Origin of the sequence: Saliniramus fredricksonii, from assembly GCF_900094735.1 — a bacterium.
In the GTDB taxonomy this organism is placed as follows: Bacteria; Pseudomonadota; Alphaproteobacteria; order Rhizobiales; family Beijerinckiaceae; genus Saliniramus; species Saliniramus fredricksonii.
The window spans coordinates 1770723-1787441 of record NZ_FMBM01000002.1; the positions used below are offsets into that span (position 1 = coordinate 1770723).

The 16719-nt window shown below is 63.8% G+C and carries 14 protein-coding genes; 11 read left to right on the top strand and 3 right to left on the bottom strand.

Annotated elements, in window-relative coordinates; translation table 11 throughout:
• Nucleotides 1–16: 16 nt before the first annotated feature.
• Nucleotides 17–832: an exodeoxyribonuclease III gene (xth, locus tag GA0071312_RS14610; protein ID WP_074445554.1), complete on the top strand. Its 816-nt coding sequence runs from the start codon at nt 17–19 to the stop codon at nt 830–832.
• A 4-nt stretch (nt 833–836) separates the two neighbouring features.
• On the opposite strand, the gene GA0071312_RS14615 is transcribed toward xth, so the two are convergent.
• Both GA0071312_RS14615 and GA0071312_RS14620 read right to left on the bottom strand, forming a co-directional pair.
• Nucleotides 837–1271, bottom strand: a complete 435-nt coding sequence (locus GA0071312_RS14615) for a YqaA family protein (RefSeq protein ID WP_074445555.1) — start codon at nt 1269–1271, stop codon at nt 837–839.
• A 66-nt stretch (nt 1272–1337) separates the two neighbouring features.
• A complete protein-coding gene (locus GA0071312_RS14620) occupies nt 1338–1607 on the bottom strand; it encodes an acylphosphatase (RefSeq protein WP_074445556.1) in 270 nt (89 codons plus the stop codon).
• Between the two features lie 275 nt (nt 1608–1882).
• On the opposite strand from GA0071312_RS14620, the gene GA0071312_RS14625 reads away from it, so the two are divergent.
• The 10 genes from GA0071312_RS14625 (at nt 1883) to GA0071312_RS14670 (ending at nt 13962) form a co-directional block, all read left to right on the top strand.
• On the top strand, nt 1883–2362 hold the full coding sequence (locus GA0071312_RS14625; RefSeq protein ID WP_074446220.1) for a DUF302 domain-containing protein: 480 nt from the start codon (nt 1883–1885) through the stop codon (nt 2360–2362).
• 145 nt (nt 2363–2507) lie between these two features.
• The gene (locus tag GA0071312_RS14630; protein ID WP_074445557.1) at nt 2508–3974 is read left to right on the top strand and encodes an FAD-binding oxidoreductase; all 1467 of its coding nucleotides are present in this window, start codon (nt 2508–2510) and stop codon (nt 3972–3974) included.
• Between the two features lie 8 nt (nt 3975–3982).
• Nucleotides 3983–4339: a diacylglycerol kinase gene (locus tag GA0071312_RS14635; protein WP_074445558.1), complete on the top strand. Its 357-nt coding sequence runs from the start codon at nt 3983–3985 to the stop codon at nt 4337–4339.
• A 72-nt stretch (nt 4340–4411) separates the two neighbouring features.
• Complete coding sequence (locus GA0071312_RS14640) at nt 4412–5485, top strand: YeiH family protein (RefSeq protein WP_083204594.1); 1074 nt, start codon at nt 4412–4414, stop codon at nt 5483–5485.
• 102 nt (nt 5486–5587) lie between these two features.
• Nucleotides 5588–5866 (top strand): zinc-finger domain-containing protein, encoded by a 279-nt coding sequence (locus tag GA0071312_RS14645; protein ID WP_074445560.1) that lies wholly within the window; start codon nt 5588–5590, stop codon nt 5864–5866.
• Between the two features lie 14 nt (nt 5867–5880).
• Nucleotides 5881–7062, top strand: coding sequence for an FAD-dependent monooxygenase (locus GA0071312_RS14650; RefSeq protein WP_074445561.1), 1182 nt, complete (start codon nt 5881–5883; stop codon nt 7060–7062).
• Between the two features lie 138 nt (nt 7063–7200).
• On the top strand, nt 7201–7956 hold the full coding sequence (gene pxpB, locus GA0071312_RS14655; RefSeq protein ID WP_074445562.1) for a 5-oxoprolinase subunit PxpB: 756 nt from the start codon (nt 7201–7203) through the stop codon (nt 7954–7956).
• Entirely contained in the window at nt 7949–8986 is a 1038-nt protein-coding gene (locus GA0071312_RS14660; RefSeq protein ID WP_074445563.1) for a 5-oxoprolinase subunit C family protein, read from the top strand. Before pxpB ends, GA0071312_RS14660 begins: the two co-directional genes overlap by 8 nt.
• Nucleotides 8986–9750: a LamB/YcsF family protein gene (locus GA0071312_RS14665; protein ID WP_074446221.1), complete on the top strand. Its 765-nt coding sequence runs from the start codon at nt 8986–8988 to the stop codon at nt 9748–9750. The genes GA0071312_RS14660 and GA0071312_RS14665 overlap by 1 nt, the downstream gene beginning before the upstream one ends.
• Before the next feature lie 612 nt (nt 9751–10362).
• Nucleotides 10363–13962, top strand: a complete 3600-nt coding sequence (locus tag GA0071312_RS14670) for a PAS domain S-box protein (protein WP_074445564.1) — start codon at nt 10363–10365, stop codon at nt 13960–13962.
• 26 nt (nt 13963–13988) lie between these two features.
• Here the strand turns inward: GA0071312_RS14670 and GA0071312_RS14675 are convergent, their stop codons facing one another.
• Nucleotides 13989–16208 (bottom strand): putative bifunctional diguanylate cyclase/phosphodiesterase, encoded by a 2220-nt coding sequence (locus GA0071312_RS14675; protein ID WP_083204595.1) that lies wholly within the window; start codon nt 16206–16208, stop codon nt 13989–13991.
• Nucleotides 16209–16719 lie beyond the last annotated feature (511 nt).

A 16719-nucleotide genomic window follows, 5' to 3' on the forward strand; every position in this document is an offset into this window, starting at 1 on the left:
AGGGGAGCGAGGCGACGTGCGGTTTTCGATTACCAGCTGGAACATCAACTCGGTGCGCCTGCGCATCGATCAGGTCACCCGCTTCCTGAGCGAACAGAGCCCGGACGTGCTCTGCCTGCAGGAGACCAAGTGCCCGGTCGACAAGTTTCCGGAGAAGGCGATCCGCGCCGCCGGCTACGAGCACATCGCCTTTGCGGGCATGAAGGGCTATAACGGCGTCGCGATCATCTCGCGCTTTCCGGTGGCCGACATCGCCGTCACCGGCTTCTGCGAAAAGGAGGATGCGCGCCATATCTCGTTGCGCCTCGGCCCGCAGGCCGGGGAAGCGGCGGGGCTTGCCATCCATAATTTCTATGTCCCCGCCGGTGGCGACGTGGCCGATCCGGCGGTCAATCCGAAATTCGCGCACAAGCTGCAATTTCTGGAGGAAATGCGCGGCTGGGCCGATCGCGCGGCGGTGTCGCGGGCGCCGTCCGTCACCGTGGGCGATCTCAACATCGCCCCGCTGGAGCACGACGTGTGGAGCCACAAGCAGCTTCTCGACGTCGTCAGCCACACGCCGCTCGAGACCAGCACGCTGGAGCGCCTGCGCGAGGAGGCCGGGCTGGTCGATTCCATGCGCGACCTGCGCCCCGAGCCCGAGAAGATCTACAGCTGGTGGAGCTACCGCTCGCCGGACTGGAGCAAGGCCGACAAGGGGCGCCGGCTCGATCACATCTGGCTCTCGCCGGATCTCGCTCCCGTCTGCCGCTCCGTCGAGGTGCTGCGCGAGGCGCGCGGCTGGGAGCGCCCCTCCGATCACGCGCCGGTGACGGCGATGCTGGAACTCTGACGGGTCAGAGCATCACCACCACGCCGGCGACGGCGACATAGCGCGCGCCCTTGGCGAGCATCACCAATGGCACGACGATCCATAACGGCGTGCGCATCACACCGGCTACAACCGTGAGCGGATCGCCGATCACGGGAGTCCAGGAGAGCAGCAGGCTCCATACGCCCCATTTTGCATAGATTGCCGCGTAACGCTCATACTGCTCCGGCGTCAGCGGGAAACGGCGGTGGTGGCGGAACCGCGCGGCGAAGAGTCCCATCGCCCAGTTGACGACGGAACCGACCGTATTACCGAGCGTCGCCACGATGACGGCGCTCGTCGCGCTCGCAGTGCCGAGGGCGACGATTCCGGCCAGAACCGCCTCGGATGATCCGGGCAACAATGTCGCGGAGGTGAAAGCCGAGACGAACATGCCTGCCAGTTCCCAGAACGCCGACATGGCGCGCCTCCCACAAACGGATCCGCACCAGCGGATAACCCAGTCTCCCGTGCTTGTCTTGCGTGCTCAACCGACAATGTGAAACCCGGTCTCGTCCGGCACCGTGGTATCCGCCACGCGGAGGTTTTCCACCTTTGCGGCTGTCGGGCCGTCATGCAGCTTCGCGATCAGGGTCTCGACCGCTTCTTCGGTGCCGGCCAGAACGGCTTCGACCGCACCGTCTGGGCGGTTACGGATCCATCCGGAGACACCTTCGGCCAGGGCCTGTTCACGCGCCCATGCCCGGAACCAGACACCCTGGACACGGCCCGTCACATGCACATGTCTCGCTATCATCGTTCAGCCCTGTCTGTTCATTGGAAATTTCGCGCGGTCTGGTGAACCAACAGCACCGTGACAAAGTTTCCACTGGAGCGCCATCATTGTGATGGCTGTGCCCGGCACAGGCGCCAACGCGGATGCGGAGCGGTTCAGGGGGATGCCGCACTGCCCCTTGCTCTACCGCACCGGAGCACCAGCGCGGTCACTCACATGCTGGCAACCAACCCGGCCACAAGGCAGCCAGTGACTGTCGAAACGTCATCCTGCCACACCTGATCATGGAGGAAACAATGCACAATCCGCTGAAGCTTCTTTGCGCAGCCGTCATCCTGCTGCCGACGATGGCCGATGCCGGTGACATCGCACCACGCGAAGGCTGGCGCATCATCGAAACCGATCTGGCCCATGCACAATTGCTGGATCGCCTGCTCGAGGCCGTTCCCGCCGAGAAGATGGGCGTGGTCACCGAGGCCGGCCCGACCGCAGTTGCCCGCGAGCGCGGCATCGAAATCCCCGAGAACCGGGTCGTCGGCGTGTTCAACAACGACTATGCCGTGCGTATCCTCGACATGAGCACCGCCGCCATGATCGAGGCGCCTTTGCGGTTCTACGTCACCGAGAACGACGACGGCAACGCGACGCTGAGCTGGAAGACTCCAAGCTTCGTCTTCGCGCCCTATCTCGACGAAGGCGGTGATGAGCTCGCTGTCATCGCCGAGGAAATCGATGCCCGTTTCGAGGCGATCGCGTCGCGTGCGACCGGCGAATGAGGCAGGCGCCGCCTGAGGCGGGGCTGGACCCGGGACAAGGTTCAACCCCCGCCTTGGCGAAGCGACCGTATGCAAGTGCCGCACGGTTTGCTAACAGGAAGCTCTCAGGTTCGAAACACAGCAACCCATAGGGAAACGTCAGATCGTGTCGGCGCCAGCATCCACCCCCACCCCTGAATTTCTCGCGAGCCTGTCCCGACGGCTCGGCGCGGAACATGTTCTGACTGAGCCGGAAGACATGGCGCCGCATCTCGTCGAAACACGCGGGCTCTATCGCGGTCTGGCCGGTGCCGTGGTGCGCCCGAAGGATGCGCAGGAGGCCGCCTTCGTCATGGCGACCTGCCACGCGGAAGGCGTCACCGTCGTGCCTCATGGCGGCAATACCGGGCTCGTGGGCGGCGGGGTCCCGTTCGGCGGGATCGTGCTGTCGCTCTCGCGCCTCAATGCCATCCGCGAGGTCGATGCCTCGAATGCGACGATCACGGCGGAGGCCGGCTGCACGCTCAAGAGCATCCAGGATGCAGCGGAAGAGGCCGACAAGCTGTTTCCGCTCTCGCTGGGCTCCGAGGGCACCTGCCAGATCGGCGGCAACATCGCCACCAATGCCGGCGGCACCGGCGTGCTGCGCTACGGCAATACCCGTGATCTCGTGCTCGGCCTCGAAGTCGTCCTGCCTGACGGGCGTATCTGGAACGGGTTGCGCGGCCTGCGCAAGGACAATACCGGCTACGATCTCAAGCATCTCTTCATCGGCTCGGAAGGCACGCTCGGCATCGTCACGGCGGCGGTGCTCAAGCTCTATCCCGCGCCGAAGTCACAGGTCACCGCCTTCATCGGCTGCGACGGGCCGCGCACGGCGCTCACGATTTTCGAGCGCCTGCGCGCGGCAGCGGGTGACCAGCTCACCGCCTATGAATTCATCCCGCGCTTCGGTCTCGACATGGTGATGAAGCACGGCCATGACGTCACCCGCCCGCTTCAGGGGGAGCACGCCGCCTATGCGCTGATCGAACTCACCTCCCCCCAGCCGGATGCGGATCTGCAGACACTCGCCGAGACCGTGCTCGGCCAGGCGATCGAGGATGAACTCGTCGAGGATGCCGCGCTCGCCACCAGCGGTGCGCAGGTGGCCGGAATGTGGAAGCTGCGCGAGCTGATGTCGGAGGTGCAGGGCAAGGAAGGCGGCTCGATCAAGCACGACGTCTCCGTGCCGGTCTCGCGCGTCGCGGATTTCCTGACCGAGGCGAGCGCCGCCTGCGAGGCCGCCATGGACGGCGTGCGCGTGTGCGGCTTCGGCCATTTCGGCGACGGCAACATCCATTTCAATCTCAGCCAGCCTGTCGGCATGGACAAGGCGGAATTTCTGGCGCAATGGGAGCACTTCAACCGCATCGTTCATGATATCGTGGCGAAGATGAACGGCTCGATCGCCGCCGAACACGGGGTCGGTCTGATCAAGCGCGATGAATTGCTGCTCTACAAGGATCCGGTCGCCGTTGATATGATGAAGGCGGTCAAGCAGGCGATCGACCCGCGCAACATTCTCAACCCCGGCAAGGTCGTCGCCATTACGGACGATCCGCCGCCGGCGCTGCCGGGCAGCAAGAACTGAGGCATCCGATGAATCGCCTGAAGCGCGCCGCGTTCTCTTCCCTTGCCGGGTTGCGCTTCAATCTGCGCAGCGAGGAATCGTTCCGGCAGGAAGCGATCATCCTGGTGCTCTGCCTCGTCCTTGGATTCTTCATCGCACCGAACGCCGCCTGGTACGTCGCCATGATCGGTTCGCTGGTCCTGGTCATGGTGACGGAGCTGCTCAACACCGCGATCGAGCGCCTGTCGGATCACGTCACGCCGGATTTCCATCCGCGAATCGGCGCGGTGAAGGATTCCGCTTCGGCGGCGGTGTTCCTCGCCATCGTGCTCGCGGGCATCGTCTGGCTCACCGCCCTCGCGGAACGCCTCGGCCTGCTTCCGTGAAAGCGCGCGTCGTGGCGTGACGCGAAAAGCGTCTGGGCGCGATTGTCGCGTCGCGATGATTGACGCAGCGTCATGTTGCGTTTGTCTAGGCGTATGCTGCAAGGCGACGCGCGCGCGTTCATCTCCTCCAACTGGCCCGGACTGGCGCTCTCGCTCGTCGTGGCGATCGTCGCGGTCTGGCTGGCGCCGCGCCTGCCGGATCTGCTGCCCCTGCCGGCCATGGTCATCGCGCTGCTGATCGGCGTCGCGCTGAACCCGCTCGCCGCGCGCCCGCTCTTCGAGCCGGGCATGGGTCTCGCCGTGAAGCGGCTCTTGCGCATCGCGGTAGCGCTGCTTGGTCTGCGGATCGCGCTGGGCGATATCGCCGCTCTCGGCCTGGCCACGGCGCTGATCGTGATCCTCTCCATGGTGGTGACGGTGATCGCGGGCTTTGCCATGGCACGGGCGATGGGCCAGGAGACCGGCTACGGCGCGCTTGCTGGTGCCGCCACCGCCGTCTGCGGCGCTTCCGCGACGCTCGCTACCGCGACGGTGGTGCCGCAATACAAGGGCAAGGAGGCCGATATCGCCTTCGTCGTGGTGGCGGTGAACGCGCTTTCGACGCTGGCCATGGTGCTCTACCCGGTGCTCGGCGCGATCCTCGGCCTCGACGAACGCAATCTCGGCATCATGCTCGGCGCCACCATCCACGATGTGGCGCAGGTCGTGGGCGCGGGTTACGCGATCTCCCCGGAAACCGGCGATACGGCGGTGATCGTCAAGCTGTTCCGCGTGTTCCTGCTGCTGCCGGTCGTGCTCGTCATCGGCTGGTATTTCGCCGCGCGGACACGCGCAAGCGCCGGCGGTATGGCAGGCGAGGCTGCGGCGAAAGTGCCGGTTCCGGTCTTCGCCATCGTCTTCCTCGTTCTGTGCGTGATCAACTCCATCGCCCTGACGCAGCCGGCGCTCGCGCCCGTCTACGAACCCGTGCGCAGCTTTCTCGTCGCCGTCTCGCAATGGGGGCTGCTGATCGCGATCGCCGCTCTGGGGCTCGGCACCTCCGTGCGGGCGATTGCGGCGCTGGGCTGGCGCCATGCGCTGAGCATCGTGGTGACGACGCTCATCATTCTCGTGGTGGCGGGCGGCATGATCGCGCTGCTTCTGTAAGCCGCGCGGTTTTTTGCGGTTCACACTAGCCGCCCGCTCCCGCGCGCATTATGGTGCGCCGCAAGTGATCCCCGCATCAGGGCATAATCGGACGAGCGACACATGGCAGAAACCGGCACCCCCCATTTCCACAACGAAGACGGGCTGCGCGTGATCTATACGGGCTCGAAGGAATTCATGTGCATCGGAGCGAAGCCGCCCTTCGATCACCCGCATGAATTCATCGACATGGGCGGCGCCGACGAGGCGATCTGCCCCTATTGCTCGACGCTGTATCGCTACAAGCCGGAGCTCGGCCCGGGCAAGGTCGAGCCTGCCGAATGCCTGTGGGACGGCAGCGCCACCACGCCCGACAAACTGCTCGCGGGCGGCGCGCGCTGAAACCGGCATAACCCATGTCCCTGCATGACGTGACCGTGATCGGCGCCGGTATCGGCGGTCTGACGGCTGCCCTCGCCCTGTCGCGAATCGGACGTCAGGTGACGCTCGTCGAGCGCCGCACCGGTTTCACCGAGGTCGGGGCCGGGCTGCAGCTCTCGCCGAACGCGACACGCATCCTCGGCGATCTCGGCCTCGGCCAGGCGCTCGCCCGCCAGGCCTGCGAGCCACAGCGCGTCGTGGTGCGTGCGGTGCGCTCGGGACGCGAGATCGGGGAAGTCGCTCAGGGCGCGTATATGCGCGAGCGCTTCGGAACACCGAATTACGTCATCCACCGCGCCGATCTTCAGACGATCCTGCTCGACGCCGTGCGTGCGCAACCGAATATCCGCCTGCTGATGGGGCGCACGCTCGAACATCTCGACCAGCAGGACGGCCATGTCGGGCTCGGTTTCACGCGCTCGGGCGCGAAACGCGAAGATATGACGAGCACCCTCGTCATCGGGGCCGACGGGGCATGGTCGAAGACCCGCCCCCTGATCGGTGATCCCCGCGTGCCGGCCTTTCAGGGCTATGTCGCCTGGCGCGCCACGATCGCGCGCAAGGATGCGCCACCGGAACTGGCCGGTGAGGAAACCGGCCTCTGGCTCGGGCCGCAGGGCCATATCGTGCATTATCCCGTCAGCGCCGGTCGCAAGCTCAACATCGTGGCGATCCGCCGCCAGCCGAAAGCCGCGATCGGCTGGTCGGAACCGGGAGAACGCGCCGAACTGCTCGCCGCCTTTGCCGGTGCCGCCAGGCCCCTGCAGGGCCTTCTCGCCGCACCGCAGGAATGGCTGTTATGGTCGCTGCACGACCTCTCCGTGGGCGCGCTCGCGCGCGAGCGGGTCGCGCTGCTCGGCGACGCCGCTCATCCCGTCCTGCCTTTCATGGCACAGGGTGCCGCGATGGCGATCGAGGATGCGGCCATAATGGGCTCTGCGCTCGCGGACATGCCACATAAACCGGTTGATGCGTTAAATCGCTATGCTAAGTTGCGATTTCAACGGGTGCGTCGGATACAGGCTACCGCGCGGCGCAATGGACGAGTCTATCATGCGGGTCTCCTCGCCGGGCTCGGGCGCGACCTCGTCATGCGAAAGCTGGGAGCCGAAGGAATGGCCGAGCGCTATTCCTGGATTTATGGCTGGAAGCCCTGATGCGTGGCGCGTCGATTCGGAAAGTTGAAACATGATTGCTTGCTTATCGATAAAGTGATGATAAAATATCGATATTCTTGACCTTATGGCCACCTCGAATCCGGGGATGAGGCCAGATGCTCTCCGCGGGAGGAACGCGTGACAACCGGTGATCCGGCCTTTCTGCCTTGCGGAGATGCGGCTCTGAGCGTCGAATTCGGGCGCGTTGTCGATCCGCGACTCAACGCGCTCGCCCTTGATCTCGATGCCGCACTCGCGGCAGCGCCGCCGGAAGGGCTTCTGGAAACAGTCCCGACCTATCGTGCGCTGCTGGTGCATTTCGATCCGCTCGTGACCGACCATGCACAGATCAAAGAAGCCATCAGCGCGCTGCTCGGAGACCTTGCAAGCAGCGCCAAGACACCGCGCCGCTGGCGGGTGCCCGTGGTCTATGGCGGGTCCTACGGCGTCGATCTGGAAGATCTCGCCAAGGCACGCGGGCTGACACCGGATGACGTGATCGCGCGGCATGCCGGGGCCGTCTATACAGTGGCGATGCTCGGCTTCACGCCCGGCTTCTGCTATCTCGCCGGGCTCGATCCCGCGCTCGCCACGCCCCGCCGCACCGATCCGCGCGAGGTCACGCCGGCGGGTACGATCGCGATCGGGGGTGATCAGGCCAACATTGCCTCGATCGAGGCGCCCTCCGGCTGGAATCTGATCGGGCGAACGCCCCTGCGCAATTTCATGCCGGCGCGCGATCCCGCCTTCCTGATCGATGCCGGCGACGAAATCGTCTTCACGCCGATCCCGGAAAGTGACTGGGCGCAACTCGACGCCGCAGCCGCTGCAGGCGAGTGGATCGTGCAAGAGGTCGAGAGAGAACAGAGCGAAAAAGAGGCCGGGCATGGCTGAGATCGAGGTCATTGATTGCGGCCCTGCAACCACGATTCAGGATGCCGGGCGTTACGGATTGCAGCGTTACGGTGTCGGTCCTGCGGGCGCGATGGACCGCGATGCGCTCACCCTCGCCAATCTGCTCGTCGGCAATGATCCGGACGAGGCGGCGATCGAATTCGCCGGGCTCGGTGGGCGTTTCAAGGTGAAGGAGGGTGAGATCCGCATCGCGCTGGCGGGGGCGGATGCGACCTTGTCCATTGAGGGTGAGCCCGTCCCGCCGCAGACCAGTATCACGCTGCGAGCCGGGGATGCATTCAGCGTCGGCCCTGCGCGGCAAGGCGTCTATGCCATGCTCGCCATTGCCGGCGGCCTCGCCGTCGAATCGATGCTCGGCAGCCGCTCGCTGCACCGGCGCGCCGCCATTGGTGGCCTCGACGGCAAACCGCTCCAGGCCGGCGCCATCCTGTCGCTGCGCCAGGACGCCCCGGCAGGTGACGATCTCACCCTGCCCGATCCGCCGGAAGCAGCGCGCGGCCCCATTCGCGTCTTGCCCGGCCCGCAGGATGATCACTTCACGCAGGCCGGTCTCGCGACCTTCTTCGACAGCACCTACACCCTGTCGCGTCAGGCAGATCGCATGGGATACCGCCTCAACGGCCCGGTCATCGAACATGCAGACGGCTTCAACATCATCTCCGACGGCATCGTCACAGGCGCCATCCAGGTGCCCGGCTCCGGTGAACCGATCGTGCTGATGGCCGATCGCCAGACCACGGGCGGTTATCCGAAGATCGCGACGATCATCAGCGCGGATCTCGGGCGTTTTGCGCAGTTGCGTCCGGGTGATCCGGTACGGTTTCAGGCGGTCTCGCAGGAGGAGGCCGTGATGGCGGCGCGCGAGGCGGCACAATGGCGTGCAGAATTGCGCGACAGGCTGATCCCTGCCGGTGCGATGGATCTCACCAGCGAAAGGCTCTTGTCGCTCAACCTCATCAGCGGCATGGTCGATGCGGGGGCAGACTTTTTCGAAACGGAGACAGCATGATGCGCGTCGATCTCAATTGCGACATGGGCGAGGGTTTCGGCGCATGGAAGATGGGCGACGACGACGCCATGCTCGACATCGTCACCTCAGCCAATGTCGCTTGTGGGTGGCATGCGGGTGACCCCGGGATCATGCATCACACAGCGGCGCTCGCGAAGGACAAGGGAGTCGCCATCGGCGCACATCCGGGCTTCAACGATCTTTGGGGCTTCGGGCGGCGCGTGATCGCAGGCCATTCCATGGACGATCTGGAGAAGCAGGTCGCCTACCAGATCGGGGCGCTGCAGGCCTGCGCAAGTCTCGCCGGACACAGGGTCACCCATGTCAAGCCGCACGGGGCGCTCGGCAATCTGTCCCAGGCTGATGACGACATCGCCATGGCGATCGGACGCGCCATCAAGGGCGTCGATGCGACGCTGGTCTATATGGTGATGCCCACCCAGGCGACCGAGCGCGCGGCGGAGAAGCTCGGCCTGGCCATGGCGCGCGAGGCCTTCGCGGACCGCACCTATGACGATACCGGCAACCTCACCAGCCGCAAGGTTGAAGGCGCCATCATCCATGATCCCACATTCGCGGCGGCCCGGGTGCTGCGCATGATCGAGGATGGTGAGATCACCACTGTGACTGGCGGCAAGATCAAGGCGCAGATCGATTCGATCTGCGTGCATGGCGACAATCCCGCCGCCATCGGCATGGCCCGCGCCGTACGTGACGCGCTCATTGCCAAGGATATCGCCGTCCGTCCCTTCATCGAAACCTGAAACGTCACTGCGACGGATCAGACGACGCAATCGTCATCCGCAAAGCCGCAATCCGACGATGGGCTCTTGATGCGCGGCGATGCGGATGTCCCCGAGTCGGCATTCCCCCTCGGCCAAGATATGGATCGTGACGGAACGCTCGCCGTCGCGATCACGACCGGCTGCGGCTAGGCGCACTGCGATCAGGCGAACCGGCAAGGCAGTGCACCAAGGTGGTGCGGCAAGGCTGCCAGGCAAGTCGATTGCCTTGAACGGCATAGCACGCCGTCGATCCGGGGATACGGATTGAACAGCGCCTGCCGCGCCACAGTCCCGGCATGCGGATGACATGGCTGACGTGTTTGCCGATCGCGTCCAATGAGGGAAAGGGTCATGCTCGACCTCACGCTCCGAATCCGGCGAATGGCGACACGCAAGCCATCCATAATACCAAGCCCTCCGTAATACTACGAGAGTGCTCCGGATCAGCCCTCCTGATAGTTGCCCGATGGACCGGGATGCAATTTAAAAGCATGTCGCCAACGCGAAGCGCCGAAAGGTTGTGTCCCGATTAAAGACTTTTTCAGACGAATCATGTTGTCTGAGGCTAAATGAAAGAAACGTTTGAATCCGATGCCTGAATCCGAACATGCTCAACCCGGACGGTCGACACGGCTGAATGAGGGGATCTTCGATCTGCTCTGCACAGCCACGCGCGAGGGCTGTTTCGTGTCCCTCGACGGTGACTGGGAAGGCGTGCTCGGCTGGCACCCCGATGCGTTGATCGGACAACGCTATCTCGACCTTCTGCATCCCGAGGATCTCGAAGCCACCCGTGAGGCGGCCGTGCAGCTCTTTTCGGGCGCTTCGGTGACGCGGTTCGTCAACCGCTATCGCAGCCGCAGCGGAAGCTATCGCTGGTTCGAATGGTATGCACGCGTCGCGGATGACGGCCTGATTCACGCCTCCATACGTGACATCACCTGCGAGAGGCGCCAGCTGGCCCATGCCAGACAGGTGGAGGCCATATCGGGTATCGGCAGCTGGGAGCTTGATCCCAGCATGCAGGCACTGATCTGGTCACCCGGGACTTATACGATTTTCGGCCTTGATCCGGAGCGCTTCCGCCCGGATCTCGAATCGGCACTGGCCTTGTTCGACCCGCAAGACGAACCGGTCCTGCGGGCTGCAATCGCAGAACTGATCGCGCAGGGCACTCCTTTTGACCTGACACTCGCCTTCATGACCGCTGCCGGCGAAAAACGCTTCGGACGCGCCACCGGCGGCGCAGAGCATGACGGCCGGACCGTTACCACCGTCTTCGGCACCTTCCAGGACATCACCGAGCTCTACACGGCGCGCGAGGAGGCCCGCCGCGCACGCGAAGAGCTGCAGAATGCCATCGAAGCGCTGCCTGACGGTTTCGTTCTGTTCGACAAGGAAGACCGGATCGTCGCCTTCAACGAACAGCACCGGCGTCTTTATCCCAACATGGCCGATGCGGTGCAACTGGGCGCGCATTTCGAGGATCTCGTGCGCCTGTCGTTGAAGCGCGGCAATTTCCCGGAAGCCGAGGGACGTGAAGAGGAGTGGATGGCCGAGCGTCTCGCCGCCCATGCCCTGCCCCGCTCCCTCGTTGAGCAGCCGATCCGGGATGGTCGCTGGCTACGCATCATCGAGACCGAGACCCGCGATGGCGGTCGCGTCGGCATGCGCGTCGACATCACCGATCTCAAGCGCCAGGAGCAGCGACTGGCCGACATCATCGCGGGCACCAATGTCGGCACCTGGGAATGGGACATGACCGAAAATGTCATGTCCTACAATGACCGCTGGGCCGAGATCATCGGCTACCGCCTGGAGGAAATCCTGCCGGCAACGATCGATTTCTGGCGACGCATCAGCCATCCGGACGACATTGCCCGGGCCCGCGCGTGTCTCGAAGCCCATTTCCGCGGGGAGACCGAGTTCTACGAATGCGAGGTGAGGCTGCGTCACAAGGACGGGCACTGGGTCTGGGTGCTCGATCGCGGACGCGTTTCGCAACGCGACGAAAACGGCAAACCGTTGCGCATGTCTGGGACCCATCTCGACATCACCGAGCGCAAGCAGGCCGAGATCGAACTGGAACATCAGGAGCAATTGCTGCGCGGCCTGTTCGAACTGTCCCCGGTCGGCATCGCCCTGAATGATTTCGAGACGGGTGCCTTCATAGACGTCAACGATGCCCTGCTCGCTTCGACGGGCTATACCCGCGAGGAATTCCTCAGGCTCAGCTATTGGGACGTCACACCTGAGGGTTACGCAGAGGCCGAAAAGGAACAGCTCGACAGCATGCAACGCACCGGGCGTTTCGGGCCGTTTGAAAAGGAATACATCAACAACGATGGTCACCGCTATCCGGTTCTGCTGAACGGCATGCTCGTGCATGATTCAATGGGTCGCAAGCTGATCTGGACGATCATCGAAGACATCAGTGCCCGCAAGACTCTCGAGGCCGCCTTGATAGCGGAGCGGGATTTCCTTGCTCAGATCAACGCCACCAGTGTCTCCGCCATCACGGCCCTCGATGCCGATGGCGCCATCGTTTTTGCCAATGACGAAGCGGAACGCGTGCTCGGCATCGCCCATTCCGATGTCGAGGGGCGCAGCTTCGATGCGCCGGAATGGCGTATTACCGATCTCGATGGCGGCCCATTCCCCATGGAGGATCTGCCCTTCATTCGCGTCATGAAGACCGGCGAGCCGGTCTATGACGTGCGCCACGCCATCGTCTGGCCTGATGGCCGGCGCCGTGTCCTGTCGATCAATGCCGCCCCGCTCAAACAGACAAACGGAACACGCGCCCGGGTCGTCTGCTCCGTGACCGATATCACCGAGCGGATGGCGAACGAGGCGCGTATCCTCAGCCAGGCGCGCGAGGATGCGCTCACGGGCCTGGCCAACCGAGCGGCGCTGATGGAGCAACTCGAGCACTTTGCCGGTGATCGTCGTGAGCGCAGCGGGAGTGGCGCCTTCATTCTGCTCGATCTTGATTATTTCAAGGAGATCAACGACAGCCTCGGCCATATCGCCGGCGATGAACTCCTCAATGAAATCGCCCACCGCCTGCGCGAGAGCGTTCGTGACGGTGATCTGGTGGCGCGGCTGGGCGGTGATGAATTCGCGATTCTGTTGCGCGACATGCGCAGGGAAGAGGATATCGAGACTGTCGCCGAGACGCTGCTGGCACGTATCCGCGAGCCGTTCATGCTGCACGGGCGCGCGCTCAACCCTTCAATGAGTATCGGTATCGCATTGCGGCCAGCCGGCGGAGCCTCGGTGGAAGAGCTCTATCGCAACGCGGACAGCGCCCTTTATCATGCCAAGGCAACCGGACGAAACACCTGGAGCCTGTTCAATGCCGATCTGCGCGCACGCATCGCCCGTCGCAAGCAGATCGGTCATGCGATTGAGGAGGCCGTTGTCGGAGGCGGGCTCGAAATCGCGTTCCAGCCTCAGATCCGCCTCGATACCGGTGAGCATTCCGGCTTCGAAGCGCTGGCCTTCACCCATGAGGCGGAACCGGTCTTTCTCTCGCGCGACTATCTCGCGATCGCCGAGGATACCGGCCAGATCCAGGCGATCGGCGACCGACTCCTCGAGGTCGGCCTTTCGCGCCTCGCGCGATTCGTCGCGGATGGGAATGATCCCGGTCGTCTCGCACTCAACATTTCCGCGACACAGCTCAAGGATGAAAGCTTTGTTCCGCGCGTCGCGGCAATGCTGAACCGGTTCGGCCTCTCGCCCAACCGCCTCGAGTTCGAGATTGCCGAGAACACGCTCGTCGATCGCGGCGCAAAAACCGTTCGCGAGGCGCTTGCGGCACTCGATACCCTGGGAGCCACGATCGCGCTCGATGATTTCGGCACAGGCGCCACCTCGCTCTCCCATCTGACGAGCTTTCCGATTTCGCGCCTGAAGATCGATCCGTCCTTCGTGAGGGCCATCGGGACGGCTTGCGAATCCGCGCGGATCCCGGGCACCATCATCGACATGGCGCATAATCTCGGGATCGGTGTCATCGCGGCGGGCGTTGATCAGCAGCCCCAGTTCGACAGCCTGGCCATGGCCGGCTGCGATTTTGCGCAGGGTGAACTGATCAGCAAACCGCTTCTCGACGATGCGGCAATCGAGAGCTATCTGATCGCGCGAGAAGTCATGCGCACCCGCGACAAGGTTTTTCTGCTTTAGCAGGCATGTTTCGCGACAGTGGAACCCTAGCCTTGCCCCGCCAGCAACGGCTGAACCGGGCCGGGAGTTTCGGCGTCGATCACCCGCTTGCGGCGGTGGGAAATGCTTCGATCGAGCGCCTGCCGGGTCAGAAGGGCGCTTGCGCAATCGCGGCCCATGGGTTTCCCAAGGAGAAAGCCCTGCGCCATTTCGCAATGATGATCACGCAGAAAAGCGGCCTGAGCCTCGGTTTCCACCCCTTCCGCGGTCACGTCCAGACTGAGCGCCCGCGCGAGGCCGAGCAGGGCGGCGACGATGGCGGCGTCTTCCGCATCCGTTTCCAGATCCCGGATGAAGGAGCGGTCGATCTTGATTTCGGAAACAGGAAACTGCTTCAGATGTACGAGTGACGCATAGCCCGTGCCGAAATCATCGAGGGCAATGCGTATTCCGGCGCGGTCGAGATAGGTCAACGCGCCCGCGACGGCGCCCCCGCCCTCGCCGAGAAAGACGCGCTCGGTCACCTCAACGGCACAGTAGCGCGCGGGAATGGCGCTTTCGGCCAGCATGTCCGGCAGCGTCCAGGCGAGCCCGCCCTCACCGAAATCGGCTGCAGCCAGGTTGAGCGCGACGGGCCCCGCCGCCAGCCCGGCATCGATCCAGCCCCGCAGATCATCGAGCACCTGCCGGGCCATTTCACGCCCGATAGCGCGTGCGAGTTCCGGCATGTCGAAGGCCGAGCCGAAGACTGAGGGTGTCAGCACGCCCCGCTCGGGGTGGCGCCAGCGCGCCAGCGCCTCGAAGCCGCAAACGAGCCCGGAATCGAGTTCAATCTTGGGTTGATAATAGGGGATGATTTCACGGGCATCGAGGGCGCGCGCGATCTGTGCGGCCATGCCGACACGGCGCGCGCCGCCTCGCGCCAGTTCCTGATCGAACAGCAGAATCGAAGCAGCGCCACGCCGCGCACTCTGTTTTGCCGCATGCAGGGCAGTCTGGGCCTGCCGAAAAAGGGTTTCGCCCTCTGCCTCGCTGCGGGTCGACCAGGCGAGACCGACACAGACGCGCGCCGTGAGTATGTGATCGGCCTGGTAGATATCTTCGGCCAGCGTCTCGGTGAGCGCCTGGGCGACAGCAACCGCCTCTTCGGCGCTCACGGCATCTGTGAGGACGACACCGAACTCGTCGCCGCCGATGCGGGCGACGATATCGTCACGACCGAGTTTTTCACGCAAACGCACGCCCGTGCGCCGTAACAATGCGTCGGCGCCCTCATGGCCGAGTGCCGCGTCAAGCGCCCTGAAATCAAGATAATCGAGCAAGGCGATGGCCACGCCGGAGCCGCAGTCAGCGTCATTCCCGACATGCTGATTCAGGCTGGCGAGGAAACACGCCCGGTTGGGCAGGCCGGTGAGCGGGTCATGATTGGCCGCACGCCAGATCTCCTCCTCGGCAACCTTGCGATCGGTGATATCGTAAGTCACACCGATGATCCGGCGTCGTCCGTCCGCATCGCGCCGCTCCAGGCCACGGGAGGAAAGCCAGAGCATGCGCCCATCCGGGTGCCGATAACGCAATTCGGGCACGCGCATGCTGCCACCCTTCACATAGGCTGCGTGAAAGACGGCCCGATCATCGGGATGCATGTTTGCGATATAGCCATCGAAATCGTCGGGAGCTACGCCGAGTATGGTCCAGGAATTGTCGGTGCGGCTGCTCTTGCCCGCCTCGGGATCGTACTCCCACGCAACCATACGTGCGGCGGAAAGCGCCAGACGAAGCCGCGCCTCCGATCCGGCGATTCGGCCCTCGGCCAGATACCGCTCGTGGATATCGAGAGCGTTGCCGACCCATTCATGAATGCGCCCATCCTCATTCATGAGCGGAACGACACGGATCCGGTGCCAGCGCCAGAATCCGGCCGGGATGCCGATGCGCCACCTGCCTTCGAACGCGCGCCCGACCCGCCTCGCACGACCGGCCTGCAAGAGAAAGCGGAAACGGTCATCAGGATGAAACAGGGTAAGCCAGCCATGCCCCTGCATCAGGGATATCGCAGCCCTCCCGACATGCCCGGCGGTGGGGACGGCCCGGATTCGCCCATCCGGATCGGCCTGCCAGATCAGCCCACCCCCAGCCTCCAGCAATGCAAGGTAACGCAGAGCATCGCCCGCCGCGTCACCGGCCACCATTGCATCGGCTGGGTGGCAGTCCGCTAATGTCATCGCCTGATGAGACGGCGCATCATGGTGTTCGGGCTGGCTCATCGCTCCTACGGATCAGGGAAGGTTGCTGCAACGGCGCCCCCTGCACCGCAGCCAGATCCCTGTGGCAACCATGCTCGACCACCCGACTCAACAAGTCGTTAACGCGATTTCGCCATTTTCCTGAATTCCAGAGTAACAAATTCCAATATATGCAATCTGAAAATGTTTCTAAACACCGAAATAATGCCCTTGCGCGCTGCCGGACATTGTCTGTCGCGTATAATTTTTTGCCCGGGTTACAAGGCCTTGGAATGGTGAGGACCGTATAACACGCATATAATGTTAAATCCTGTTTTATAAAATTTAAGATTGTAAAAAATTTTATTATTCGATCATTGCTTGGTGAAGTTTCCGTCAAAACCAGCAAGCCTGGCAAGGGTTCCGGAGAATTGCCGGGTATCGCTGCATGCCGCAATGCGCCCGGCTCAGGGGGCGTCGTTTCGTGCCGCGCCGACCGGCTATACTTGTCGGCACCGGCGGCGCAGGCTATCGCTGGAGCATGACAACGAAA